Genomic DNA, 23359 nt, shown 5'->3' on the forward strand with positions numbered 1-23359 from the left:
GAGTTTCCAAACAGGCTCTTACATCCGGTGGGGAATGCCGTTCCGATCGAGGAAGCCGCGCATCCGGTCGTAGGAGCCGGCATAGCTCTTCGCGAGGCTGTTCAGCGCCGCCTCCTGATAGACAGCCCGCCAGCCGCCCTCGGCCAAGGCCGCCTCAGGCACGACCGGGATCTTCAGCGTCTCGGCCAGTTCCTGGCTGCGCGTGTCATAGGCGACAAGCACGCCGGGCACCCCATGCGCGACCGCCGGCAGCACGCCATGGACGCGGTAGCCCACGGCGAGGTCCTGCGAGCGGGCGAAGGCGTCGTAATGCTCGACATCGAAGAACGAAAACAATTGCTTCTCGTAGATCCGGCGCATCGCCGCATCGTCCGCCCCGTTCCACCAGCCGGTGCGGGTGAATTCGGCGACGGCCTTCTCCTTGGCGGCGGGATCGCGCAGGAAGAACGCCTTCTCCTCCTGCTCGCCATGCGAGGACATCACCATCTCGCTTTGGGCATCGACCTTGAGCAGGGCAGCCTTCTGGTTGCGCAGATAAGCTTCAGGATCGGCGGTGTAGCTCTTGTCGGCCTCGCGGCGCAGGCTGAACGCGACCTTGCGGATCTCGCGCTGATCGGGAACGCGGATCTTGAGGTCGCGATTGCGGGTGCGGAAGATCGAGGGGCAACCGACCACCTCGACATTGCGGATGCCGTTCTGCCGGAGCGTCTCGGCGCTGAAGGCGCCGCGCACGCCGATGGCGGCCGAGCGCTCGGCCACGATCGACCAGAAGCGCTGCGAGGCGTCCGGGAGTTCGATCCTGCGGTTCTGGCTCGCCTGCGCGCCGACGCCGATGGCGTAGACCGGGAGTTTCACCTTCTCCAGCACCTCGACGGCGCGGAACCACTCCATGCTCTCATGGATGAAGTTCGAGCCGCGCACGAAGACGAAATCGAACTCGCTGGCATAGCGCGCGATGTCGGCCTCGGTCGGCGACATGATCTTCATCGGCTCCAGATGCGCGTAATCGAGGAGCTTCAGCGTCGAGTCGTAGACGATCATGTCGCCGATGTTGAAGTAATCGCTGAGCAGCTTCTCCATCGGGGCGCGATACCAGCGCACCTTGTCATGGTCGTAGACCTCGCCCGCCGGATAGATCACCAGCGCCCGCAGGGCCTTGGCCTTCGAGACCGGGCGCAATGCCGAACCGGGCGCCAGCGCGCCGGTGCGCGCATCCGCCACCGCAATGGAGCGCAGGCGCGTCTCGGGCAGGGCCGGCAGCGGAATCGCGATCTCCGCCACGGTCGCATCGCCGGTGACGAGCGCGCCCGGGTTGATCGTGGCGTAGTCCTGCCCGTCGAGCAGCAGGCGCAGCGACGGCCAGCTCCCGTCGAGCTCGCGGGCGACGAGGACGACGACCTCCTGCGTGGTCGCGCGCAGGATCTTCATGGTCTGCACGGCCTGGCTGGCCGGAAGCGGATGCGCGGGCGCATTCATGGAGTGTCCTTCACGATGCGGATTTTGATGCGGACGAGATCGCGCTGCGGGCCGATCTTGCAATCGGCGACATGCATCTTGGTCATGAACAGAAAGGGCGTGTCGCCCGTGGTCTCGAAATTGCGAGAGGGCGAGGTCGGATCGGCGACGGCGCCGTAGCCATAGCGATCGCGGTCGCCGCAATCCTTGCTCCACATCGTCGGATGCGTGACGAGCGTCTGCAGCGGCGCCCAGGTCAAGAGGTCCTTCGACCAGCTATAGGCGACGCGCCCGCCGACGATGCCCTGCCGGGGGTCGGGGCCGAGATGGAAGATCGCGAGCCATTGCCCGCTCGCCTCGTGTCGCGTGACCGAGCCGACCGTGGTCGGCAGATGTCTCAACGGCTGGCACGGCCGCGCCTGGCTCAGGTCGTCGCGATAGGGATCGACGGCCGGAATCGTGAAGTCCTGCCCGTCGAAGGCGCGCCAGGTCGTCGCGTCCTTGATATCCGTGGAGCGGAACAGGCAGACGCCGTTCTTCTGGCCCTCGCCGCCGGTGGTCGCGATCAGCGCATACCAGGCGCCGTCCTTCTCGACGATATTGGAGGGATTGAAGAAGCCGCGATGCCGGCCCTGCCCAACATCCTGCCTGTAGGGCGGTGCCGCCACCAGCGGGCGCGGCTCGTCGGTCCTGAAGCTGCGGCCGCCATCATTCGAGCGGGCGGCGGTCACGACATTGTACCAGCAACTCATCGCCTCCTTGAAGCGGCAGGCGCCGGGATGCTTGTCGGCATGGTATTCGGCATGGATCAGCGCCTCGACATGGCGCCCGTCATCGGTCCAGGTCGCGGCGATCCAGCTTTTGTCGCTGAACTGGCTCGGATCGGCGCTGCCCTTCGCCTCGAACGAAACCGCGCAGCTCTTGAGGATCGAGGAGAGATCGCGGCCGATCAGCGGGCGGCTGCGGTAGTGGCTGGCGAAGGCGACAACCTCGCCCTTGTCGTCGCGGAAGGCACGCAAGGGCGCATCCGGCAGGTCCCATTCCTCGCAGCGCTCGCGCGCCCAGGACACCACCGTCTCCTCCTGCGCGCCGGGCGCGAGCTCAAGCCGGTAGCCCTGCGCCATCGCGGGCAGCGCCAGCAGCAGACAGGCCGCCAGCAGAGCCCTGCGCAGGGTGCGGGCGGCCCTCATGCCACCTTCCTTTCCGGCGCGGGCGCCTCTTGGGCAGCCGCGGCCTGCTTGACCATCTTGTGGTCGACCTTGTTCTCGCTGAGGAAGGCGCTCATCGCGCGGTAGACCTGCCCGTAAGCCGTGTTGAAGCAGTCGAAGCGCGCCTGTTCCCAGTACTCCTCCAGCCTGAAATCCTCGCCGGAGAAGACGTCGACGCTCGGGATCTTGAACGTATCCGCGAACTCGACCGTGCGGCTGTCATATGTGAAGTAGATCGAGGGCGTGCCGTTCGCGAGCGCCATCAGGTTGCCGTGCAGCCGATAGCCCAGCACAAGGTCGAGCCCGCGCACCAGCCGCTCGTATTCCGCGACCACGTCGGAATAGAACATCCGGCTCTGGTAGAGCCCGGTGACCTGCTCATCGAGATACCAGTTATTGGCCCACTCGTTCTCCTTCAGCGCCGCGAGCGCCTGCGCCTTCTGCTCGGGCGTGCCAAGGGCGAGCTTCTTCTCCTCGACCTCGCCTTGCGACATCAGCGTGACCTCGAAGCGATCCGCCATCGCCTTCACCAACGAGCGGTGGAAGGTGAGGTAGCGCTTGATGTCCTGCGCATAGGTCTTGGAAACCTCGCGCCGCAGCGTCACGCCGGCGGTCTTGACCTGATCGAGCGGCAGCAGGCGGATGGCGAGGTTGGGATCGTTGTTCCGGAACGCCGTCGGGCAGCCGATGATGCGGACATTCCTGATGCCGAGATCGTTCAGCACCTCCGCGGAATAGGTGCCGCGCACGCCGAGCGAGGCCGTCGAATCCGAGATGAGCTTGAGGACTGTCTTCGTGTCCTCGCTCAATTCCAGCTTGCCGCTGACCGGGGCCTGCGCACCGATGCCGAAGGCGATCACCGGAATTTTAAGCCGGCGCAGCACTTCGGCCGCCTTGGACCAGTTCATCTGCGCGTGGACATAGTTCGAGCCGCGCAGGAAGACGTAGTCGTATTCGGCATTGAGCCGGTCGATCATCGCGGGATCGACGCGATTGATCGGCAGTTCATCGAGCTTCTCGAAGTTGAGCAGCTTCAGCGAGGAATCGAAGACGAAGGCGTCGCCGATATTGTGGTAGTGCTCGATATGACTCTGCAGATCGGCATGGCGATACCAGCGGACATTGTCGTGGTCATAGACCTCCCCGGAGGGGCTGATGACGAGGATGCGGGCCATGGTCGGGTCTCCCCTGTTGTTTCGTTATGGTTTCAGGCGATCATCGCGGCTTGGTCCTGCCGCGCAGGCGCAGGCTTGCTGCGCTCGGCGAGGAGGCGGCGGTAGAGGTCGAGATGCGTGCCGGCGCATTCGCGGTGGCTCATCGGCCGCCTGATGCCGCCGCGCAGGCGCTCCCAGAGGCCGGGCTCGGTCAGCGCGCGCGTCATGCAGTCGACGAGGTCTTCCGGGCTGCCGGGCCGGAAATGCAGGCCATCGACCTCGTCGGTGATCTTCTCGGCCATGCCCCCGAGATTGCTCGCCAGGATCGGGCGGCCATGGAAGAACGCTTCCTGGATCACGATCGGCGAGTTCTCCCACCAGACCGAGGGCATCACCATCCAGTCGACCGAGCGCATCAGGTTCGGCATTTCGCGGTTCTGGAAGGCGCCGCAGAAGCGCACGCGCCGGCCGGCCGCTTCGACGAGCCTAGCGAACTTGTCCTGATAGGCCTGCGGCTGCCGCTCCAGATTGCCGCCATAGACCAGCAGGATCGAATCCTCGCCCCAGACCTTGTCCGGGATGCGCGTCACCGCGTCGATCAGCACGTCGGCGCCCTTGTAGGGCGTGAGCTGGCCGAAATAGGCGAAGCGCGAGCGGCGCGCCTTCCCCTCGGGCAAAGGACGCGGCGGCGCGACGCTGGCGACGTCGATACCGTTCTCGATCACCGAGAAGCGCTCCTCGGCGAGGCCCCAGTCGACATAGCGGTCGACGAGGAAGCGGCTCGGCGAGACGAAATGGTCGGCCAGCCCCAACATGCCCTTGATAAAGGTCTCGCGGGCGAGGAAGCGGGCCGGCGAGATGTCCGGGAAGCATGCGTTGCAGTCGGTCGGCGAGGCCCGGTAGCAGAGCTTGAAGGCGCCGGTCTTCACCATCTGGCCGTGGTGGTGGCAGATCGAGAGATATTCGTGGAAGGTCACCACGATCAGCGCATCCGGCAGCGCATCGCGCACCGCGAACAGACATTCGAGCCCGAGCCCGATGAAATGGTGGAAATGCACTACGTCCGGCTTCAGATCGTGCAGCACGCGCACGAAATCGCGGTCAATCTCTTCCGTCGCGCGGTTCGAGATCAGGAAGTGGTCGTAATCCTCGGCGTAGTAGAGCAGTTCGCCGCCGCGCTGGCGCAGGCTCATCAACGCCGTACCGGCATGGCGCGGCGTCGGCGCGCCGACGCGGGCGAGGAAATGGGAATCGATGCCCTCGCCGGCCTGCAAACCCTTGTGCAGGTTGTAGGAGGCCACCTCCGCCCCGCCGAGCGAGAGCGAAGGATGGCCGTGCGATATCACGAGAACCCGCATCCTCAGCCTTTCATGTTGGAGATGGCGAGCGCCCAGCGCCGGTCGAAGCTGGTGCGGTCGGCAAGCTGGGCAAGCGCGCCGGCATGGGGCGTCGCAGTCTCCGCGTCGTCGACGGCATAGACCTCGACATCCGGCACCCAGAGCGAGGGTGAGCCAGCCATCCGGAGCTTGAGGCAAAGATCGAGCCCCTTCTCCGCCGTGGTGAAATAATTGCGCGCGAAGCCGCCGACCTCGATGAAGGCGGCGCGGGAGAGTACGCAGCATTCGCTGGCCCCGGCAGCGACCTCCATCGGTCCGAGATTGCCGACCGCCTCCAGGGGATAGCCGACGAAGCGGTTGGCGATGCGCCGGCTCGCTCCCTCGCCTTCCAGCCAGGCCCCGGCCCAGCGGATGGAATCGTCTTCGAAGAGCAAGGTCGGGCTCGCGACGCATTGGCCGCCACGCGCGCGGTAGGCCCGTTCCAGCCGGCCGAGCCAGCCGGGCATGCGAATCTGCGCGGCGCCCGACAACAGCGCGACGGTGTTGAAGCGGCAGGCGCGCACACCTGCCTCCAGCGCATCGCAGGCATCCTCCACGCCTTCCACCGCGACGAGACGCACCGACAAGCCATAGAAGCGCGCGAGCCGGCGCGCTTCGGCACCGACGCGGTCGAAGCTCTCGGACGGCGCCGCGAGCACCATCGGCAATGGGCGCGCCTCCGGGTCCATCGCGAGCAGCGCGAACAACGCCGACAACTCGCGATGCCGGTGATCGAGCCCGATGACGAGGCCGAGCGGCGCCTCGGGGTCGAAGGTGCCGACATCGAGCGTCTCAGCGGCGCGCGGCGGCGCGATCTCGGCCGCCTGCAGGGCCGGCGCGATCTGGCGCTCGACCACGGCACTCGCGGTCGATGAGCGCGGGTCGAGCAGGCCGAGCACGCGTTCCAGGGCGCGGCGTGCCGGAGCCCGGTTGGGTTCGAGCGGCAGGAAGGCAGGACCTGTGCCCTGCACCTCGAAAGCGAGATGCAGCGGCTGGCCGGCTTCCGGCAGAAGTTTTGGCGCGAAGACGATGAAACCGTGATTGTTGCGGCGCGAGGCCAGGGCCGGACCGAAACGCGGGTCTTCCATGAAGGCCGCCGTGACGTCGGCGCGCTGCACCCACGTCCACACGCGGTCGACGGCGCAGGACTGGCCGCCGCTGCGCAGCGAGACGCCGCCGACCCGGCGCTCGGGATCGAACAGCCAGCCGATGATCAGCACGCCCGTGCCCCCGACCACCGTGACCGAGTCGATGCCGGCCCGGACCGGCTCCTCCAGCAGGCAGACCGTGTCACGCCCGTCGAAGCGCTGCGAGGCGCGCTTCAGCTTGTCGGCCGTGGCCTGCGGGGCGGTGCCGCGCTGCAAGCCGTCGCGCAGATGGCCGGGCACCGTGATCGGTTCGAGCAGGACATGGCGTTCATAGACCTCGAGCGCGCGCCAGCCGTCATTGCCGCGGAAATAAAGCCGCTCGATCTCGCCGGGATGCTGGGCGTGGCAATCCTCCAGCAGGCCGAAGAAGCCACGCGCGCCCTCGCCGAGATCGTCGCGCTCGAAGGTCCCGGTTTCGAGATGGGCCGGCGACAGACCGCCATGCGAGATCAGCAGCTTCACCCGCCCGGCGGCGAAATGCGAAGTCCAGCCCTGCAGGAAGATGCCACCGCCCGAGCCCGCGACCTCGTCGAGCTTGCCCATCACCTCGACGAAGCCGCCCGGCCGCGCGACGGTTTGCAAGAGCATCGCCACGGCCCGCAGGCGGCGCGGGTTGGGCGCCCCGGTCAGCAGCACTTCGAGCAGCCCGTCGACTACGCTCGGAAAGGCCTGCCCGGCATCGTCCGCGAGCTCGGAGAGGAAGGTCTGCAGGGGTTGAGGCTTCGGCGCCAGGATCAGGCGCAACGGCCGGCCAGGCCGGCCGATCAGCAGGGCGCCGGTGCCACTGTCGTCGACGCTGGGCGCCGGTGCGAGGCAGAGGAAGCCAGAGGTAGCCGCAGGCTCGGCACCAGGCCGGCGCCAGCTCAGCACCATGGTCTGCGCGCGGTTGCGCGGATTGCCGTCGACCGCGACCGGCACCTTTGCCGGAATCGCATCGCAATGGCTGCGGACGAGGATCGCGTTCTCGCCGAGCGGCGTCCAGGAGACGGTCGGCGCCTGCGCGATCGCGGTCCTCTCGGGGACGATGACCTCGCTCATCGCCTCAGCCTCCCCAGAGCGTCACGGCAAGTGTGACAAAGGACATCGCCGCCGCGAGCGCCGAGAGGAAGCCGAGGATGACCGTGACCTGCCTGAGCGGCGCCCGCGCCTCCTTGCGGATCGCGTCGAGGCGCGCGTCGAAGCCACGCAAGGTGCCGTCGAAGCGGAGCTGAAAGACGTCGAGCTCGCCGAGCCGGCGCACGATCTCGCTCTGGCTCTCGGTCTCGGCCTTGGTCGCCTCCGCCAGCGCGTGGTTCTCTTCGAGCCGCGCCGCGATGCGGTCGAGCTTCTCGTTGAGTTCCTTCTGGGCGAGCTGGGCCCGCCGGTTGAGCACGATCAGCATCTCGACCTTGTCGAAGAAGCGCGCCAGCGGCACGGCAATCGCCGCCTCCGCTGCCAGTTCGTCCGCCGCCGGCAGGCGCAGTTCCAGTTCCGCGCCGGTTGCCGCGGAGACGCCGACAACCGTCAACCGGGTGCGTGCTGCGATCAGCGCCTCGTCGAGATCGATCGAGAAGGCGTGCTTGCCGTCGCCGATGCCGTTGCGGCGCAGATCGATGCGGCTCTGGTCGGCCCTGGTTTCCGCGACGATCTTGCCATCGCAGGAAATCCGGACCGTGATCGCCTCGTCGGGACGGGCCTCGTCCCATATCCAGCCATGCAGGCGGCTACCGTCGAGGGCATCGACCCGCCCGTTCAGGCGGGCGGGATTGACGTTAGGCAGGCGGACTTCGTTGTCCTGATGTTGAGCCGTTGTCATGCGGCCTCCGCGAGCTTGAGGTCATCGAAGAGGGCGAGATGGCGGCCGGCGCAATCGGCTAGCGTCGGCTGCTCGGCGATGCCGTGGACGAGGCGCTGCCAGAGACCCGCCTCCTCCATCGCCCGGCGAAGGGTGCGGGCCAGCGCGACCGGATCGCCCGGCCGGACATGCAGCCCGTCGATCTCGTCGCGCACCATCTCGGCCATGCCGCCGATGGCGCTGACGATCGGCGGGCGACGGTGCTGGAAGGCTTCCTGGATGACGAGCGGCGCGTTCTCCCACCAGATCGAGGGCATCACCACCCAGTCGACCTCGGCCATCAGGCCGGGCACCTCATCACGGGAATAGGCCCCGCAATGGGTAACGACGCCCTCCGCTCCGGCAAGCGCGGCGTCGAGCGCGGTCGTGAAGGCCTCGCTCTGGAACGGCGCGCCGCCATGGATGCGCAGCGAGAATTCGGTTTCGCCGGACGCGCGCAGCAACTGCGCCGCCTGCAAGAGCGGCAGGACGCCCTTCCAGGGATTGAGATTGCCGAAATAGCCGAAGCTGGCACGCCGGCCTGTCGCCTGCCGGTGCGGCGCGGCCTCCTGCGCCGGGCGGGCATTGGCGATGACCTCGATCCGCTCACTGGCTAAGCCCCAATCGACATAGCGCTGCCGCAGGAAGCGGCTCGGCGCGACAAAGCGGTCCACCACCGCGAGATGCGTCTTGATGAAGCGCTCGCGCAGCAGGAAACGGTCCGAGCCGATCTCGGGAAAGCAGCCATGGCAGGCCGAAGGCGAGGAGACGTTACAGCGCTGGCGATCGCCCGGCCGCACCATCAGGCCGTCATGGTGGCAGATCGGATAGTAGTCGTGCAGCGTCATCACGATCGCTGCCTGCGGCAGGAGCCTTCGCGCCAGCGTCAGGAACTCCGCGCCGATCAGCACGAGATGATGGACGTGGATCACGTCCGGCCGGAACTCCTCCAGCAGCGTCGCGAGGTCCTGCAACGTGCCGTAATGGTCGATCTGGCTCATGTGGAAGCGGTCGTAATGCGCGCTCCACAGCACCACGTCCTCGCCGATCGCCTGCAGAGCCGTGCCCGGATGCGGCCCGCGATGCATCGCGTTGGTCGCACCGAGGAACAAAACCTCGCAGCCCTGCTCGCGATAGGCCTGCGTCAGGTCATGCGCGAAGATCTCGGTGCCGCCGGGATGCAAAGATGGATGGTTATGCGCGACGACGAGGATACGCCGGCTCATGCCATCTCTCCCGGTCCCTTGCTCCCTGGCTTTGTCGCGATCAGCAGGTCCTGGTAATGCGCCGCGCTGATGCCGCGCCAATGCCCCGGCCTGAGCGCCTCAACGGTGAGCCCGGCCAGCGCCGTCTGTTCCAGCAGGAAGCGGCTGTCGATGCCGGCAGCGGCAAGCGGCGCCTCGTCAATCGCGTACCAGCCCGGCCCGTCCTGCCAGCGCTTGAACGGCAGGCGTTCCTGGCCCGTCGAGGTGCCGTCGAGCGCGAAGGCGGTGAGGAACAGCCGCCCGCCCGGCGACAGCAGGCGCGCGGCCTCCTGCAGGTAGACCACCAGCTCCTCGGGCGGCAGATGCGTCGCGACCGAGGTCATCGTCACGAAATCGAAGCTGCCATTGGCGAAGCCGAAGCGGACCTCGATGCCCGGCAGGGAGCCCGCCGGATTATAGAGCGGATGGGCGATATCGAGCCGCTGGAAGCGGAAGCGCGGATAGGCCGGCGTGATCGTCTGGGCACACCACAGGATGCCTTCCATCACCGGATCGACGCCGTCATAGCTGCCGCGCTCGGGGTCGAGATATTGCGTCAATGGCACCGCCATGCGGCCGATGCCGCAGCCGATGTCGAAGACGCGCTCATGCGGCTTGAGCCGGCCGATCCGGATGAAATGGCCGAGGAATTCGGCGCCGATCGCGCGATAATCGCCGTCGCCGACGAAGATCGAGTCCGGCGGCGGGTGCGGCATGAAGCGGTTGCTCTGCAGCGAGGCCAGGAGCCAGTCGAGCTCGGGCCCGGCGGAAACCTCCGCGGGAGCAGGCTCTGGTGCGATCTGTCTCAGGGCGGTCATGCGGCGGTCGCTCTCCTGAAGCTGAAGCGGGGGACAAGGTCGGGTTCGGCGGGCGCCGGTGCCGGCAGCGCAAGCTCCGGTGCGGAGGTCTCGAAGGCCTGCATCAGCGCCTCGATCTGGGCGCCCCAGCGTTGGCTCTGCAGCCAGGCATTGTGCTGGGAGGCGGCGCCGCGCGTGTAATCAACACTGCGCGCGATCGATTGCCGCTCGAGATGGTAGAGCGCGACATCCGGGACATAGAGAATGCCGAAGCCGGCCCGCCTGATCTTGAGGCAGAGATCGCTGTCCTCGTAATCGCCGATCACATAGCTCTCGTCGAAGCCGCCGAGCTCCTCGTAGAGATCGCGCGCCATCACGATGCAGGCGCCGGTGACGCCCGGCACGGGCCGCTCGATAGTGGCCGGCGCATAGCTGCCCGGCATGCCCTTGAAGTAATGATGGTTGAGCCAGGTGCCTTTGCTGTCGCGCTTGAAGAACAGTCCGGCGTGCTGCAGCGAGTTGTCGTCGTAGAGCAGTTTGGGACCGACGGCGCCGACCTTGGCGCGACGGTCGAGCCTGGCGATCAGCCCTTCCAGCCAGCCATTGCCGGTCGGAATGACATCGGAATTGACGAGGGCGAGTGCCTCGCCGCGCGCCACGGCAGCGCCGGCATTGCAGGCGGCCGAGAAGCCGCCATTGCGCCGCATCGCCACGAACTGCATCGGCAGGCCATAGGCGAGATGCAGGCCGCCGAGGAGATGCGCGACCTCGGCCTCGTGCTCAGGCGAATCGAGCACATAGATCAGCTCGGCATTCTCCGGGAACCACGGATCGCCGGCAAAGGCCGCGACCTGCACACGGAGGAAATCGTAGACACGGTAGAGCGGGATCACGACCGAAGCCTTCGGCCGGGCCGGCAATTGCCCGTACGCCTTGACGGCCGGTTCCGGCCGGCTGTCGCGCAAATCCTCCTGGCAGGCGGCGAGGATCGGCGCGAGCGTCGTCTCGATCATCGCGGCGGTGAGATATTGCGGCGGGATCGCCGCCAGCGCCCGCGCCCTGATCGTCACCGGATCGGCCGGCTGCACCGGCGGGCGCAATGTCAGCGTCGTCCCGGATTTCAGCTTGATCTCGCAGCGCGGCTGCAACACCGGCGCGCCGCCGGCATAATCGGCAGCGAAACCGGCGAAGCCCGTGGCAGCGCGCGTCTCGCCATCCGCGCCGGTCGGCAAGCGCACGGGGAAGCGCTGCAACCGCGAGAGCATCGCGATCGGCTCGCCATTGCCGCGATGGAGCAGCACTTCTTCGAGGAGCTCGTCGGGATCGCGCAGCCAGCCGCCGATCAGGAGCCCGGCTCGGTTACAAACCGCAAGGTCGAGTTCAGCGGCAGGCAAATCGTCGCTGCGGCGGACATGCTGGACCGCGAGCGGCACGCGCCGCTGCATCTCGATGGCGAGCAGGCGCCCCTGTTCGGACAGGCCGGCAAGCTGCTCGACGACCCAGTTGCGCAGCCCGTCGCGGCTCGCGGCCTTGCCAGCCCACCAGCGGCCGAGCGAGGGCGCGGACTGCCTACCGGGCAGCGCGCGCAGGACCAGCGCGCGTTCACCCTGCAAGATCAGCAACCCACCGCCACGGCTCGGCGGCGCATCCAACACCAGATGGGCCTCGCGCTTGCCCGTGCGGTCGGCCGCGCCAAGGCGGGCCTTGAGATCGAGGCGCGTCAACCCCGCGCCGTCGAGGCGGGCGACACCCTGCAAAGCGCCGAAATCGACGGGCACCGCCGTCTCGAACAGCCATTGTCCTTCGACGAGGGCCGCAGTCGGCTGCATTGCGATCGGCTTGGGGAACAGCGTCAGCAGGAACTGACGCAGGAAGGACAGGTAATTCGGGATCGCGGCGAGGCCGAACAGCGGCGGCCAGGCGCGGACCAGCGCGTTGGCGAGCGTCAGCCGCGCCTGCGGCGCGAGGTCCTTGAGAATCTCGGTTGGATCGGCAAGGCCGTGGACCAACGTCGGGTCGAAGCCGGCCGTCACCTCGCCCTGCGGGCCGTGATCGCTGAGGGTCGCGACGACATTGTCATGGCCCGACGAGCGGAAGGCGACGGCGAGCCGCTCGCGCCCGTCGCGCAGACCAAGCGAGATCGAGGCCGCAGGCAGGCGCCGGCCGCCAGCCGTGAGCGCAATCGCGGGCTTGCCAAAGGGCGAAGCCTCGAGCGTCCAGCAGAGCAGAAAGACCGATCCGCCGAGGCGGTGGAGTTCAAGCTGGGCAGGCGGGGTCGCCGCCATCGCGACGGGCGCGAGAGAAAGCATTGGGGCGCTCCTGCGGCACGGAGAATCCCGGAGCGCTTGCGGAAAGCGGGGAGACACTTTCCGGGGGCGTGCGCGCTCCGGGAGCTGCGAGCCTCTCGTTCGGCGGCTTCGGCCGAACGAGAGGCAGCATCTGGATCAGGCGACCGTGAAATAGGAGTTCGGGTCGGCCTGAACGTCGTCGGCCGAGACACCCACCAGGGTCAGGGTGTCGCCATTGCCGAGATCGATGACGGTGTTGGCGCCGACCGTGGTCGCGCGCGCGGCCACGTCTTCCGCGGTGTGGACGCCCGTGCCGTTGATGTCGGACGCGATCTGCAGCATGTCCGAGCCGGCATGGAAGTCGAGGACGACGTCGTTGCCGCCGCCGCCGGCGAACACGAAGGTATCGCTGCCCGCGCCGCCATGCAGGATGTCGTTGCCGGCACCGCCGAACAGCATGTCGTCGCCAGCGCCACCGTGCAGGATGTCGTTGCCGTCGCCGCCCTGGAGGATGTCGGTACCGTCGCCGCCCTGCAGGACGTCATTGCCGGCGCCACCCTGGAGGATGTCGTTGCCCGGCCCGCCTTGCAGGATGTCGTTGCCATCACCGCCAAGCAGGACATCGTCGCCGTTATTGCCGCGGAGGATGTCGTCGCCGGCGCCGCCGGAGAGGATGTCGTTGCCTTCGCCGCCGAACAGGGCGTCATTGCCCTCGTCGCCGGACAGGACATCGTCGCCGAGTCCGCCGAACAGGGTATCGTTACCCTCGCCGCCGAACAGGGCGTCGTTGCCGGCATCACCAAACAGCGTGTCGTCGCCTTCCTCGCCGAACAGAGAATCGACCTGATCCCCGCCCTTGACAATGTCGTCGCCTGCTCCGGCGAGAATCACGTCACTGAAACGACTCCCAATCAAAAAGTCGTCGAATGCACTTCCTTCGATCGTCGCCATACGGCACCTCCTGGGCGATCTGGTGAACCTGGACCGTTCGGCGGCCGCACCGCGAAACAAAAAGACCAGGAATGTTTCCGATAGCCATGAATAGATCAGGCCATCGCTCGACCAGACGAGGATTGCCGAATGAGTGCGTTGCGGCAAGGATTTTATTGTGATTATTTTGCGACGCAACATATTTTAGTCTTTATTTTACGATCAATAATCTTTCTATATTCGAAGATATATACTTACAATCTCGAAATATTACGCCCCGCACAGGAGCCCAACGGCCTTGCCGTCGATGGCGGCCGCTCAATCCTCGCGAAAGGCCCGGTTGAAGCTGTCCGTGATCGGCGAGAGCAGGTAGTCGACCGCGCGGCGGGCACCGTTGACGATCATGACCTCTGCGGTCATGCCGGCATGGAGCGTGACCTTGTAGTCCCGCAGACTCTTGGGATCGATCTCCGCCCGCACCACGAAATAGGGCGCACCGGTCTTCTCGTCGACGAGCTGGTCCGGCGCGACATAGTTCACCTTGGCCTGCAAGGGCGGCAGCAGGCGCGAATTGAACGCGGTCAGCCGCACGCGGGTCGCCGAACCGACCTTCACCGCATCGATATCGCGCGGATCGACCTTCGCCTCGACGATCAAGGGCTCATGCTCCGGCACGATATCGAGGATCGCCTCGCCCGCCGCGATCACGCTGCCCGCCGTGCGCATCCGGATATTGGCGACGACACCCTCCTGCGGCGACGTCACCACCAGCCGACGCAACACGTCTTCCGCCTGGACGATGCGCTCGGTCACCTCGGAGAGCATGAGCTGAGCTTCCTGGATCTCGCCGCCAATATCGTTCTGCCGTTCGAGGCTGATCGAGAGGATTTCGAGATTGGCGCCGGCGACCGCCTGCTCGGCCTTGGCCTTGCGCGCGGTAAGCTCGCCGGCCTTGCCGGACAATTCGCTCTGCTTGGTCTGGAGATCGACGAGCTGGCTGCGCTTGGCATAGCGCTTCTCGTAGAGGTCGGCCATGATCCTGACCTCCTCGTCGATCAGCGAGCGCTGCTGCGTGGTGGCGTCGATCTGGGCCTTCAGCGCATCGGACTCGGCCTGATGCTGCTCGATCACGCGCTGCTGGATATGGATCTTGCCGTCCTGGACCTGGGCGCGGGACTTGAACAGGCCCTGTTCGGCCCGCAGCACCTCGCGCGCGATCGGCGAATCCATCTGCGCGATATCGGCGGGGAACGCGATCTCGGCTGCGCTGGTCTGCTCCGCCCGCAGGCGCGCCAGCTTGGCTTCCAGCCCGATGCGCTTGGCCTGCAACTGCTGCAATTCCGCACGCTGGCGCGCATCTTCCAGCCGCAAGAGCGGCTCGTTCCGGGAGACGCGCTCGCCCTCGGCCTTGAGCAAGGTCTTGAGGATGCCGCCTTCGAGATGGCTGACCGTCTTGCGTTTGCTGTCGACCGCGACGATGCCGCTAGCCACGGCGGCATTGTCGAGCCGGGCGGTCACCGCCCAGGCCCCGAAGCCACCGAAGCCGACGCCGATCGCCGCGACGCCGGCCAGCACGAGATTGCGCAGGGTCGGCGCGCGCTCGTCATCGACGTCGACCACCTCGCCCTGGATCGTGAGCGAATGTTCGGGGCGCTTGATCAGGGAGCTTCCGGTCATGCCTTCACCTCGCGAACCGGGGTTGTTGCGGCCGGGGCCTTGGCGGCGGGCTCGAGCTCGACCCGGCCGCCGGGCGTGATCATGCCGGCGATCTCGCCGCGCGGGCCGAATTGCTGGACGCGGCCCTCGCGCAGCACGAGCAGCTTGTCGACGACCTGCATCACCGAGGGGCGATGCGCGATCAGCACGACGATGGCGCCGCTCTCGCGCGCCGCCGCAATGGCGCGGATCAGGCTCTGCTCGCCCTCGGCGTCGAGATTGGCATTGGGCTCGTCGAGCACGATCAGGCGCGGCATGCCGTAGAGCGCCCGTGCCAGGCCGATGCGCTGGCGCTGGCCGCCGGAGAGGTTGAAATCGCTGTCGGCGACATTGGTGTCGTAGCCGAGCGGCAGACGGCCGATCAGCTCGTGCACGCCAGCGATGCGCGCCGCCTCCAGGATGGCGTGCGGATCGGGCTCGCGCATGCGGGCGATATTCTCGGCGATCGTGCCGTTGAGCAGCGAGACCGATTGCGGGAGATAGCCGACCATCGCGCCGAAGGAGCCGCGCTCCCACAGATAGGTGCTGTGCCCGTCGAGATAGACGCCGCCGACATTGGGCTTGATCACACCGACGAGCAGGCGCGCCAAGGTCGACTTGCCGGCGCCGGAAGGCCCGACCACGCCGAGCACCTCGCCGGGCGAGAGCGCGAAGGAGACGCTCTTGATCACCGTCTGCGCCTGGCCGGCAGGCGCATAGATCACCCGGTCTATCACGAGGTCGCCCTGGCAGGGCGGCGTCGGCACCGTCTGGCGCTGCGAGCTGCGGCTCAGTACGAGCTCGCGCACCCGCTTCCAGGCAGCAGCGGCCAGAACCCATTGCCGCCAGTCGGTGATCATCGAATCGAACGGCGCCAACAGCCGGCCGAGCAGGATGCTCGCGGCCATCAGCGTACCGGCCGTCACCTCGTTGCGGATGATCAGCACGGCGCCGGTCGCATAGACCGCAAGCTGCATCGTCATCCGGGAGGAGCGGGTCAGGGCGGCGATGAACTTGCCGCGCCGCGTGCCCATGTCGAGCTGCTCGATCATGGCGAGTTGCTGGCCGCGCCAGCGCTTGGCCAGCGCCGGCAGCATGCCCATCGCCTCGATCGTCTCGGCATGGCGCAGGCTGGCGCCGACCTCGTTGATGCTGGCGACGCCGGCCTCGTTGGCATCCTTGAGAATCCGGCGAGTCAGCATGTCCGAAAGCACGCCGAGCAGCAGCAGAATGATCAGCGAGGCAAGGCCGACGAGCCCGTAGACCGGGTGCAGCGCGAAGAGCACGGCGAGGAAGACCGGCGACCAGATCGCCTCCAGCGGCGTGGCGATCGCCGAGCTCGCGATGAAGAAGCGGATATCGTTGAGGTCGCGAATCGCCTGCGTCGCCTGCCCGGAGCCTTGTTCGAGCGACGCGCTCACCGCCGCCTGCAAAGCCGGCAAATTGAGCTTGCGTGCAAAAATGCTCGCCATCGCCTGGAAGGTCAGCGAGCGGATGAACTCGATCACGCCGTAAAGCGCCAGCGCCCCCACCGCGATCACCAACAGCATCGTCAGCGTGTCATAGCTGCGGCTGACGGTGACCCGGTCCTGCACCTGCATCATGAAGAGCGGGACGGTCAGCAGCAGCAGGTTCACGCACAGGCTGAGAAAGGCCGCATAGCTCAAGCCGCCGACGAAGGAGCGCTGGAGATTCCGAATCAAGGCGTCGGGCGCCGGCTTCACAGCCTTCATGCAGGGCTCCGCGATTGAGGGGGCTTGGGTCCGAGACAACGATGGAAAAGGCCCGTCATCGGCCCACCAACGAGACATGGCGGGAGTGTCAAGATTATGACAGATTAGAAGCGTAGCCAACCGACTCAGTTCGAAGCAAATAAGGCTGGAACATGAGAAATTTTGAATTTCGAAACAGTTTCTGCATATCTCAATATAAATACAATCTTACTTATTGGCTCACCTAGATGGCATGTGCTTTGCCTATAGGCTTTCTGCAACGAACGGAGGCAAAACGGATGGATTGTTTAATTTTCGATCAGGCGAGGTGAGGGATGCACTTCAAATTGCACGGCGGCGGGCAATTCACAGGCAATCCCCTGAACGGCCACCATCCGGCGAATGGTTCGGGCGTCCTCGAAGAGGTCCCCGATCGCCGAATCTCTCCTTTTGACCTGGCGCGGGTGATCGAACGGGTCAGCCGGCGCTTCCTCGACTATCTCAGGCTTGAACTGACCAAGCTCGGCATCGACGACATCTCGCCGGCGCAGGTGATGGTGCTGATGACGATCGGACAAGGCGAGATCGCCGTCCGTGATCTGCTGGACCGCGGCCATTATGGCGGCTCGAACGCCTCGTATAATCTCAAGCAACTGGTCGAGAACGGCTATCTCGACCGCGGCGCCTCGCCACGCGACCGCCGGCAGGCCCGCATCTCGCTATCCCTCAAGGGACAGATGCTGTGCGAGAGGCTGCGTTTGCTCGACGAGGCCAGCCAGTTCAGCCAGCGGCTCGAAAACAACCGCGACACCGACCTGAACACGACCCACGAAACCCTGCGCCAGCTTGAACAGTGGTGGAATGACGCGCTGCGCTACGGCGGAGTGCTGCTCGCATCATGCATGTCCTATTCGTTCATCGCGCAGGATCTGGTCAATTCGCTGCTCTGATCGGCAGCCTCGTCGCGGAGGGCGTCGAGGTCACGCTGATCACCGAACGTCCGGCGCAGGAGGCGCCGGGCGTGCGCCAGTTCGTCTATTCCGTCGACGAGACCGCGACCCAGCACCCCGCGCTCGCCGCCACGGAATACCACCTGCGCACCGGCGAGGCCGTAGCGCATCTCATGGAGCGCCTGAGGCGCAGCGACCCGCCCGATGTCGTCCTCGGCCATATCGGCTGGGGCGGCATGCTCTTCGCCCGTGACGCGCTGCCCGATGCCGCGCTGATCGGCTATTGCGAATATTACTATCGCGGCACGAACTCGGACCTCGATTTCGGCATCGACGAGCCGGTTCCCGTTGCCGACCGCCAGCGCGTGCGCATGCGCAATGCCGCCCAGCTTCTCGCGCTCGATACGCTCGATGTCGCCTATGCGCCGACGCAATGGCAGCGCCGGCAATATCCGGCCGCCTATCGGCAGGGCATCACCGTCTGCCATGACGGCATCGATACGCAAGCCTGCCGGCCGGATGCCGAGGCGAGCTTCGCCCTGCCCGATGGCCGTGTGCTGTCACCAGGCATGCCGGTCGTGACCTTCGTCGCGCGCGATCTCGATCCCTATCGCGGCTATCCCGAATTCATGCGCGCCGCGGCCATTCTCGCGCCCCGGCACCCCGACGCGCTCTTCGTCGTGGTCGGCGGCGATGGCTCGGGCTATGGCCGTCCCCGCTCCGACGGCAACAGCTGGCGCGAGGCGATGCTGGCCGAGACCGGCCTCGGCGACCGGATCATCCATATTCCCTGGCTGCCCTACGAGAACCTGATCCGGCTGTTCCAGATCTCCGCCGCCCATGTCTATCTCACGGTTCCCTTCGTGCTGTCCTGGTCGCTTCTGGAGGCGATGGCCTGCGGCTGCCTCGTCGTCGGCTCCGATACAGAGCCGGTGAAGGAAGTGATCCGCGACGGCGGCAACGGCCTCATCGCCCCGTTCCATGATGCGACGGCGCTGGCCGAACGGATCGAGGAAGCCCTGTCGAACCCCGCATCAATGCAGCCCTTGCGCCGCGCCGCACGGGAAACCGTCATCGCCTGCTACGAGCGCGAACGCTGCATCGCCCGCCAGACCGGCTGGATCCATCAGTTCGGCGACTAGGAGGCATGGAACCACCTTTGTCATTCCGGGGCTTCGCGCAGCGAAGAACCCGGAACCCACGACTGGGCGCGCGGACTCCGACTGCACACCAAGTGTTTCACCCAATCGTGGGTTCCGGGTTCGCGCCTCCGGCGCGCCCCGGAATGACAAAGGACGAGGCTGAAAACCGCGCATTCAGATGCCGGTCCCGATCCTGCCGTGCCTGTCACGCCGCAACGGTCCCTGCGAAATCGAGAGCCGCCTTCCTGACCGTCTCGGCGAAATCCTGCGCGACGGCGGAGCGGAATCGACCAGCGCCCCAGATGATCGCGATGTCATAGGTCACCGACGGCCTGAGCGGCCGCACCTCGACGCCCTTGCCGCGATATTCCTCCGCCGTGAACGGATCGACCACCGATAAGCCCGCGCCGGCCGCGACGAGCCCGCAGGCGATCATCGACAGCGGCGTCTCGACCCGGGTCTGGCGCGGGACGCGATGGGCCGAGAACAGGGCGTCGATGCGGTAGCGCAGTTGCGTCGACTGCTCGAGCGAGATGAACGGCTCGTCGACGAAATCCTCCGGCGCCAGCACGGCCTTGGCCGCGAGCCTGTGCCCGGTCGGCAGCACCGCGACGGGTGCCATCGCCGGCAGGATCTCGATATCGATCCCCGGAAAATCCAACGGGAGCTGCGCGAAGCCGAGCTCGCAGAAGCCCGAAGTGACCCAGTCCACGACCTGCGAGGAGATGCTTCCATAGATCGCGATCTCCAGATCCGGCTTCTGCTTGAGATAGCTGCCGACGACCCGCGGCAAGAAGCCGGCATTGAAGGCCGGCAGCGCCGCGACCCGCAGCGACCCGGCCCGCCCGTCGCGCAGGTTGCGGGCGGCGTTCTCGATACGCTCCAACCCGACGAACTGGCGCTCGACCTCGCGATAGAGCGAGAGTGCCTCGCTCGTGGGCACGAGCCGCGCGCCGCGCTTCACGAAAAGCGGCAGGCCGAGCGCATATTGCAGGTCCTGGATCAGCCGCGTCACCGCCGGTTGCGTAACGTTGAGCGCCTGCGCCGCCGCAGTGATGCCGCCGGTCACGATCACCGTCCGGAAAGCCTCGATCTGGCGCGGATTCAGCATGTTCGGCCCCCAAAAATCGAACATAACATTTCGGCATGGCTTGCGCGAAACATTCGATTTGACCAGTTCCAAAACTGCCACGAACCTATCGGCATCACTCGAAAACGAGGAGGGGATACCGTGAAGCTCGCCATCACATTCGCTCTGGTCGCCGGGACGGCCCTCGCCGGCTCCGCCGCTTTCGCCCAGCAGAAGACGCTTTATGTCGCCGGCTATGGCGGCTCCTACGAACAGACCATGCGCAAGGAGGTCATCCCGGCCTTCGAGAAGCAGGCCAACGTCAAGATTGAATACGTCGCCGGCAACTCGACCGACACGCTCGCCAAGCTGCAGGCGCAGAAGGGCAACCAGCAGATCGATGTCGCGATCGTCGATGACGGCCCGGCCTATCAGGCGGTGGCGCTCGGCTTCTGCGGCACGCTGACCGACGGCCCCGTCTACAAGGACGTCGCGCCGGTGATGAAGTTCAAGTCGAACAAGGGCGTGGGGCTCGGCCTCGTCGGCACCGGGCTGTTCTACAACAAGAAGGTCTTCGACGAGAACAAATGGCCGGCCCCGACCTCGTGGAACGACCTGAAGTCGAAGACCTACGGCAAGAAGATCGTCAGCCCGCCGATCAACAACACCTATGGCCTGCACGCGCTGATCGCCTTCGCGCAGATCGGCGGCGGCGGCGAAAACAACATCGAGCCGGGCTTCGAGGCCTTCAAGAAGGACATCAACCCGAACATCGTCGCCTATGAGCCCTCGCCGGCGAAGATGACCGAGCTCTTCCAGAACGGCCAGGCCGTGCTCGGCGTCTGGGGCTCGGGCCGCGTCAAGGCTTTCGCCGATACCGGCTTCCCGGTCGCGTTCGTCTATCCGAAGGAAGGCGGCTTCGCGCTCGGCTCCGCCGCCTGCCCGATCGAGAGCTCGAAGAACGCCGCCGAGGCCAATGCCTTCATCCAGTTCATGCTCTCGCCGGCGATCCAGAAGATCATGGCGACCGGCGCCGGCTTCGGCCCCGCCAACATGACGGTGACGCTGACGCCGGAGGAGCGGAAGGGCCTGCCCTATGGCGACGAGGTCAAGGCGCTCAAGGCGGTCGACTGGGACATCGCCAATGCCAAGCGCGAGGAATGGACCCGCCGCTGGAACCGCGAGGTCGAGCGCTAAGGCCGGCGTCTCCCGCAAGAACCTCCTCGTCATCCCGGCCGCAGCGAAGCGGAGCGCCGGGATCCATCGTAGAGTGCAACGCCCTTCGATGGATCCCGGGTCAAGCCCGGGATGACGGTCGAGTGTCCGCGCCCTCAAACGAGGCCAGCAAACAACCCATGTCCCATCTCGTTCTCGAAGGTCTCGGCAAGTCCTACGGCAGCACGGTCGCCGTCGAGGGGCTCGACCTTTCGGTCGCGCGCGGCGAGTTCATCTCGCTGCTCGGCCCCTCCGGCTGCGGCAAGACCACGACGTTGCAGATGATCGCGGGCTTCGTGCCGGTCGATCGCGGTCGCATCCTGCTCGACGGCAGCGATCTCGGCGGCGTCGCGCCCAACAAGCGCGGTCTCGGCATCGTCTTCCAGAGCTATGCGCTCTTTCCGCATATGACGGTCGCGCAGAACATCGCCTTCGGCCTCGAAATGCGCGGCGTCGAGAAGGCCGAACGCGAGAAGCGCACGCTGGAGGCGATGGCGCTGGTCGGGCTCAAGGGCTTCGAGGACCGCTACCCCCGCCGCATGTCGGGCGGCCAGCAGCAGCGTGTCGCTCTCGCTCGCGCGCTGGTCATCAGGCCCTCCCTGCTCCTGCTCGACGAGCCACTCTCCAATCTCGACGCCAAATTGCGCGAGGAGATGCAAGGGGAATTGCGCCAGATCCAGCGCTCGATCGGCACGACCACCATCCTCGTCACCCATGACCAGCACGAAGCGATGGCGCTCTCGGATCGGATCGTCGTGATGAACAAGGGCCGCGTCGAGCAAATCGGTGCCCCCGATACTGTCTATGGCGCGCCCGATACCGCTTTCGTCGCGAATTTCCTTGGCAAGACCAATGTCCTCAAGGCGACCGGCGATGGCCGTGGCCATGTGACAATCGAAGGCCTCTCCGTGCCGCTCGACGGTGCGGTTTCAGGCGCGCTGTGCATCGCGGTCCGCCCCGAGCGCCTCGGCTTCTCGGCGGAGGGCGCACCCGGCTTTGCCGCCCGCATCACCTCGCGCGTCTTCCAGGGCGCGCATTGGCTGCTGACGGCGGAGAGCGCCGCCGGCCCGGTCACGCTGATCCGACACAATGACGGCACCCCCGTCCCCGGCGAAGGCGAGAGCGTGCAGCTGAGCTTCGGCCCCGGCGACGCCGCGCTGCTGGCGGAGGGCGCGGGCACATGAGCCAGGACACCTCCGCCCGCGCGACGCCCTATTGGCTGACGGGACCTGCGCTCGCCGTCTTCCTCGGCCTCGTCATCATCCCGCTCGGCATGACCGTGCTGCTCGCCTTCTACGACTGGGGCCAGTACAAGGGCATCGTTGCGGAGTTCACGCTGAAGAATTTCCGCGAGATCTTCAGCGACAGCTATTTCCTCGAAGTCTTCCTGCGCACGCTGCGCATCTCCGTACTGGTGACGCTCTTCGCCATCCTGATCGGCGTGCCCGAGGCCTATATCCTCAACCGCATGTCGCCGGCCTGGCGCGGCCTCTGCCTGCTCGCGATCCTCGGGCCGCTGCTGGTCTCGGTCGTGGCGCGCACGCTCGGCTGGGCGCTGCTGCTCGGCTCGAACGGCCTCGTCAACCGCGGGCTGATGGCGCTCGGCCTGATCGGCCAGCCGCTCGAATTCATGTTCACCGAGACCGGCGTGGTGATCGCGCTCGTCCATGTGCTGATCCCCTTCATGATCCTCGCGGTCTGGGCCTCGCTGCAGCGGCTCGATCCGCAGATCGAGAATGCCGCGCTTTCGCTGGGCGCCTCGCGTCTGACGATCTGGCGCCGCGTGATCCTGCCGCAGATCGTGCCGGGCATCCTCTCGGGCTCGATCATCGTCTTCGCGCTCGCCGCCAGCGCCTTCGCTTCGCCCGCGATCATCGGCGGCAGGCGGCTCAAGGTCGCGGCGACGCTCGCCTATGACGAGTTCCTGAACACGCTGAACTGGCCGCTCGGCGCCGCCGTCGCCGTGCTCCTGCTCGCCGCGCTGGTGATCCTGACCGTCGGCGCCAACCGGCTGGTCGAGCGCCGCTATTCGCAGGTGTTCGAATGAGCGGCCTCTTCACCCCGCTCACCCCTCCCGCAGCCCTCATCCTGAGGAGCGCCGCAGGCGCGTCTCGAAGGATGCTCCAGAAGGTTGGCGGGAACTGGACCATCCTTCGAGACGCC

General features: G+C 66.5%; 18 protein-coding genes. 5 read left to right on the forward strand and 13 right to left on the reverse strand.

Going from position 1 to position 23359, the window contains the following annotated elements; genetic code table 11:
• Positions 1 to 18 precede the first annotated feature (18 nt).
• From Q0Q02_RS14890 to Q0Q02_RS14945, 12 genes are all read right to left on the reverse strand, one after another.
• A complete protein-coding gene (locus tag Q0Q02_RS14890; RefSeq protein WP_293810526.1) occupies positions 19 to 1476 on the reverse strand; it encodes a polysaccharide pyruvyl transferase family protein in 1458 nt (485 codons plus the stop codon).
• On the reverse strand, positions 1473 to 2645 hold the full coding sequence (locus tag Q0Q02_RS14895; protein ID WP_293810527.1) for a hypothetical protein: 1173 nt from the start codon (positions 2643 to 2645) through the stop codon (positions 1473 to 1475). Before Q0Q02_RS14895 ends, Q0Q02_RS14890 begins: the two co-directional genes overlap by 4 nt.
• On the reverse strand, positions 2642 to 3838 hold the full coding sequence (locus Q0Q02_RS14900) for a polysaccharide pyruvyl transferase family protein (protein WP_293810528.1): 1197 nt from the start codon (positions 3836 to 3838) through the stop codon (positions 2642 to 2644). The genes Q0Q02_RS14895 and Q0Q02_RS14900 overlap by 4 nt, the downstream gene beginning before the upstream one ends.
• A gap of 32 nt (positions 3839 to 3870) precedes the next feature.
• Complete coding sequence (locus tag Q0Q02_RS14905; RefSeq protein ID WP_293810529.1) at positions 3871 to 5175, reverse strand: glycosyltransferase family 4 protein; 1305 nt, start codon at positions 5173 to 5175, stop codon at positions 3871 to 3873.
• Positions 5176 to 5177: 2 nt separating this feature from the next.
• Complete coding sequence (locus tag Q0Q02_RS14910; RefSeq protein ID WP_293810530.1) at positions 5178 to 7379, reverse strand: hypothetical protein; 2202 nt, start codon at positions 7377 to 7379, stop codon at positions 5178 to 5180.
• A gap of 4 nt (positions 7380 to 7383) precedes the next feature.
• Positions 7384 to 8136, reverse strand: a complete 753-nt coding sequence (locus Q0Q02_RS14915; protein WP_293810531.1) for a hypothetical protein — start codon at positions 8134 to 8136, stop codon at positions 7384 to 7386.
• The gene (locus tag Q0Q02_RS14920) at positions 8133 to 9380 is read right to left on the reverse strand and encodes a glycosyltransferase family 4 protein (protein ID WP_293810532.1); all 1248 of its coding nucleotides are present in this window, start codon (positions 9378 to 9380) and stop codon (positions 8133 to 8135) included. The genes Q0Q02_RS14915 and Q0Q02_RS14920 overlap by 4 nt, the downstream gene beginning before the upstream one ends.
• A complete protein-coding gene (locus tag Q0Q02_RS14925; RefSeq protein ID WP_293810533.1) occupies positions 9377 to 10216 on the reverse strand; it encodes a class I SAM-dependent methyltransferase in 840 nt (279 codons plus the stop codon). Before Q0Q02_RS14925 ends, Q0Q02_RS14920 begins: the two co-directional genes overlap by 4 nt.
• Positions 10213 to 12504 (reverse strand): glycosyltransferase family 2 protein, encoded by a 2292-nt coding sequence (locus Q0Q02_RS14930; RefSeq protein ID WP_293810534.1) that lies wholly within the window; start codon positions 12502 to 12504, stop codon positions 10213 to 10215. Before Q0Q02_RS14930 ends, Q0Q02_RS14925 begins: the two co-directional genes overlap by 4 nt.
• A 135-nt stretch (positions 12505 to 12639) precedes the next feature.
• Positions 12640 to 13434 carry a calcium-binding protein gene (locus Q0Q02_RS14935; protein WP_293810535.1) on the reverse strand — a complete coding sequence of 265 codons (795 nt, stop codon included), beginning with the start codon at positions 13432 to 13434 and terminating at the stop codon, positions 12640 to 12642.
• Positions 13435 to 13731: 297 nt separating this feature from the next.
• Positions 13732 to 15090, reverse strand: a complete 1359-nt coding sequence (locus Q0Q02_RS14940) for an HlyD family type I secretion periplasmic adaptor subunit (RefSeq protein WP_293810536.1) — start codon at positions 15088 to 15090, stop codon at positions 13732 to 13734.
• The gene (locus Q0Q02_RS14945) at positions 15087 to 16841 is read right to left on the reverse strand and encodes a type I secretion system permease/ATPase (RefSeq protein WP_293810537.1); all 1755 of its coding nucleotides are present in this window, start codon (positions 16839 to 16841) and stop codon (positions 15087 to 15089) included. Before Q0Q02_RS14945 ends, Q0Q02_RS14940 begins: the two co-directional genes overlap by 4 nt.
• Before the next feature lie 326 nt (positions 16842 to 17167).
• On the opposite strand from Q0Q02_RS14945, the gene Q0Q02_RS14950 reads away from it, so the two are divergent.
• Positions 17168 to 17770, forward strand: a complete 603-nt coding sequence (locus Q0Q02_RS14950) for a MarR family transcriptional regulator (protein WP_293810538.1) — start codon at positions 17168 to 17170, stop codon at positions 17768 to 17770.
• On the forward strand, positions 17719 to 18912 hold the full coding sequence (locus Q0Q02_RS14955; RefSeq protein ID WP_293810539.1) for a glycosyltransferase: 1194 nt from the start codon (positions 17719 to 17721) through the stop codon (positions 18910 to 18912). The genes Q0Q02_RS14950 and Q0Q02_RS14955 overlap by 52 nt, the downstream gene beginning before the upstream one ends.
• A 205-nt stretch (positions 18913 to 19117) precedes the next feature.
• Here the strand turns inward: Q0Q02_RS14955 and Q0Q02_RS14960 are convergent, their stop codons facing one another.
• On the reverse strand, positions 19118 to 20023 hold the full coding sequence (locus tag Q0Q02_RS14960; RefSeq protein WP_293810540.1) for a LysR substrate-binding domain-containing protein: 906 nt from the start codon (positions 20021 to 20023) through the stop codon (positions 19118 to 19120).
• A gap of 132 nt (positions 20024 to 20155) precedes the next feature.
• Here Q0Q02_RS14960 and Q0Q02_RS14965 point away from each other — a divergent pair, with 132 nt between their 5' ends.
• The 3 genes from Q0Q02_RS14965 (at position 20156) to Q0Q02_RS14975 (ending at position 23243) form a co-directional block, all read left to right on the forward strand.
• Positions 20156 to 21178 (forward strand): ABC transporter substrate-binding protein, encoded by a 1023-nt coding sequence (locus Q0Q02_RS14965; protein WP_293810551.1) that lies wholly within the window; start codon positions 20156 to 20158, stop codon positions 21176 to 21178.
• A gap of 158 nt (positions 21179 to 21336) precedes the next feature.
• A complete protein-coding gene (locus Q0Q02_RS14970; RefSeq protein ID WP_293810541.1) occupies positions 21337 to 22380 on the forward strand; it encodes an ABC transporter ATP-binding protein in 1044 nt (347 codons plus the stop codon).
• A complete protein-coding gene (locus Q0Q02_RS14975) occupies positions 22377 to 23243 on the forward strand; it encodes an ABC transporter permease (protein WP_293810542.1) in 867 nt (288 codons plus the stop codon). Before Q0Q02_RS14970 ends, Q0Q02_RS14975 begins: the two co-directional genes overlap by 4 nt.
• The last annotated feature ends 116 nt before the right edge of the window (positions 23244 to 23359 follow it).

The sequence above is a fragment of the uncultured Allobosea sp. genome (assembly GCF_945956895.1).
Classification (GTDB): domain Bacteria; phylum Pseudomonadota; class Alphaproteobacteria; order Rhizobiales; family Beijerinckiaceae; genus Allobosea.

Excerpts from the sequence above, each read along its gene's own strand:
- Q0Q02_RS14890 (WP_293810526.1), bottom strand. The coding sequence starts at position 1,476 with ATGAATGCGCCCGCGCATCCGCTTCCGGCCAGCCAGGCCGTGCAGACC.
- Q0Q02_RS14895 (WP_293810527.1), bottom strand. The coding sequence starts at position 2,645 with ATGAGGGCCGCCCGCACCCTGCGCAGGGCTCTGCTGGCGGCCTGTCTG.
- Q0Q02_RS14900 (WP_293810528.1), bottom strand. The coding sequence starts at position 3,838 with ATGGCCCGCATCCTCGTCATCAGCCCCTCCGGGGAGGTCTATGACCAC.
- Q0Q02_RS14905 (WP_293810529.1), bottom strand. The coding sequence starts at position 5,175 with ATGCGGGTTCTCGTGATATCGCACGGCCATCCTTCGCTCTCGCTCGGC.
- Q0Q02_RS14910 (WP_293810530.1), bottom strand. The coding sequence starts at position 7,379 with ATGAGCGAGGTCATCGTCCCCGAGAGGACCGCGATCGCGCAGGCGCCG.
- Q0Q02_RS14915 (WP_293810531.1), bottom strand. The coding sequence starts at position 8,136 with ATGACAACGGCTCAACATCAGGACAACGAAGTCCGCCTGCCTAACGTC.
- Q0Q02_RS14920 (WP_293810532.1), bottom strand. The coding sequence starts at position 9,380 with ATGAGCCGGCGTATCCTCGTCGTCGCGCATAACCATCCATCTTTGCAT.
- Q0Q02_RS14925 (WP_293810533.1), bottom strand. The coding sequence starts at position 10,216 with ATGACCGCCCTGAGACAGATCGCACCAGAGCCTGCTCCCGCGGAGGTT.
- Q0Q02_RS14930 (WP_293810534.1), bottom strand. The coding sequence starts at position 12,504 with ATGCTTTCTCTCGCGCCCGTCGCGATGGCGGCGACCCCGCCTGCCCAG.
- Q0Q02_RS14935 (WP_293810535.1), bottom strand. The coding sequence starts at position 13,434 with ATGGCGACGATCGAAGGAAGTGCATTCGACGACTTTTTGATTGGGAGT.
- Q0Q02_RS14940 (WP_293810536.1), bottom strand. The coding sequence starts at position 15,090 with ATGACCGGAAGCTCCCTGATCAAGCGCCCCGAACATTCGCTCACGATC.
- Q0Q02_RS14945 (WP_293810537.1), bottom strand. The coding sequence starts at position 16,841 with ATGAAGGCTGTGAAGCCGGCGCCCGACGCCTTGATTCGGAATCTCCAG.
- Q0Q02_RS14955 (WP_293810539.1), top strand. The coding sequence starts at position 17,719 with ATGCATGTCCTATTCGTTCATCGCGCAGGATCTGGTCAATTCGCTGCT.
- Q0Q02_RS14960 (WP_293810540.1), bottom strand. The coding sequence starts at position 20,023 with ATGCTGAATCCGCGCCAGATCGAGGCTTTCCGGACGGTGATCGTGACC.
- Q0Q02_RS14970 (WP_293810541.1), top strand. The coding sequence starts at position 21,337 with ATGTCCCATCTCGTTCTCGAAGGTCTCGGCAAGTCCTACGGCAGCACG.
- Q0Q02_RS14975 (WP_293810542.1), top strand. The coding sequence starts at position 22,377 with ATGAGCCAGGACACCTCCGCCCGCGCGACGCCCTATTGGCTGACGGGA.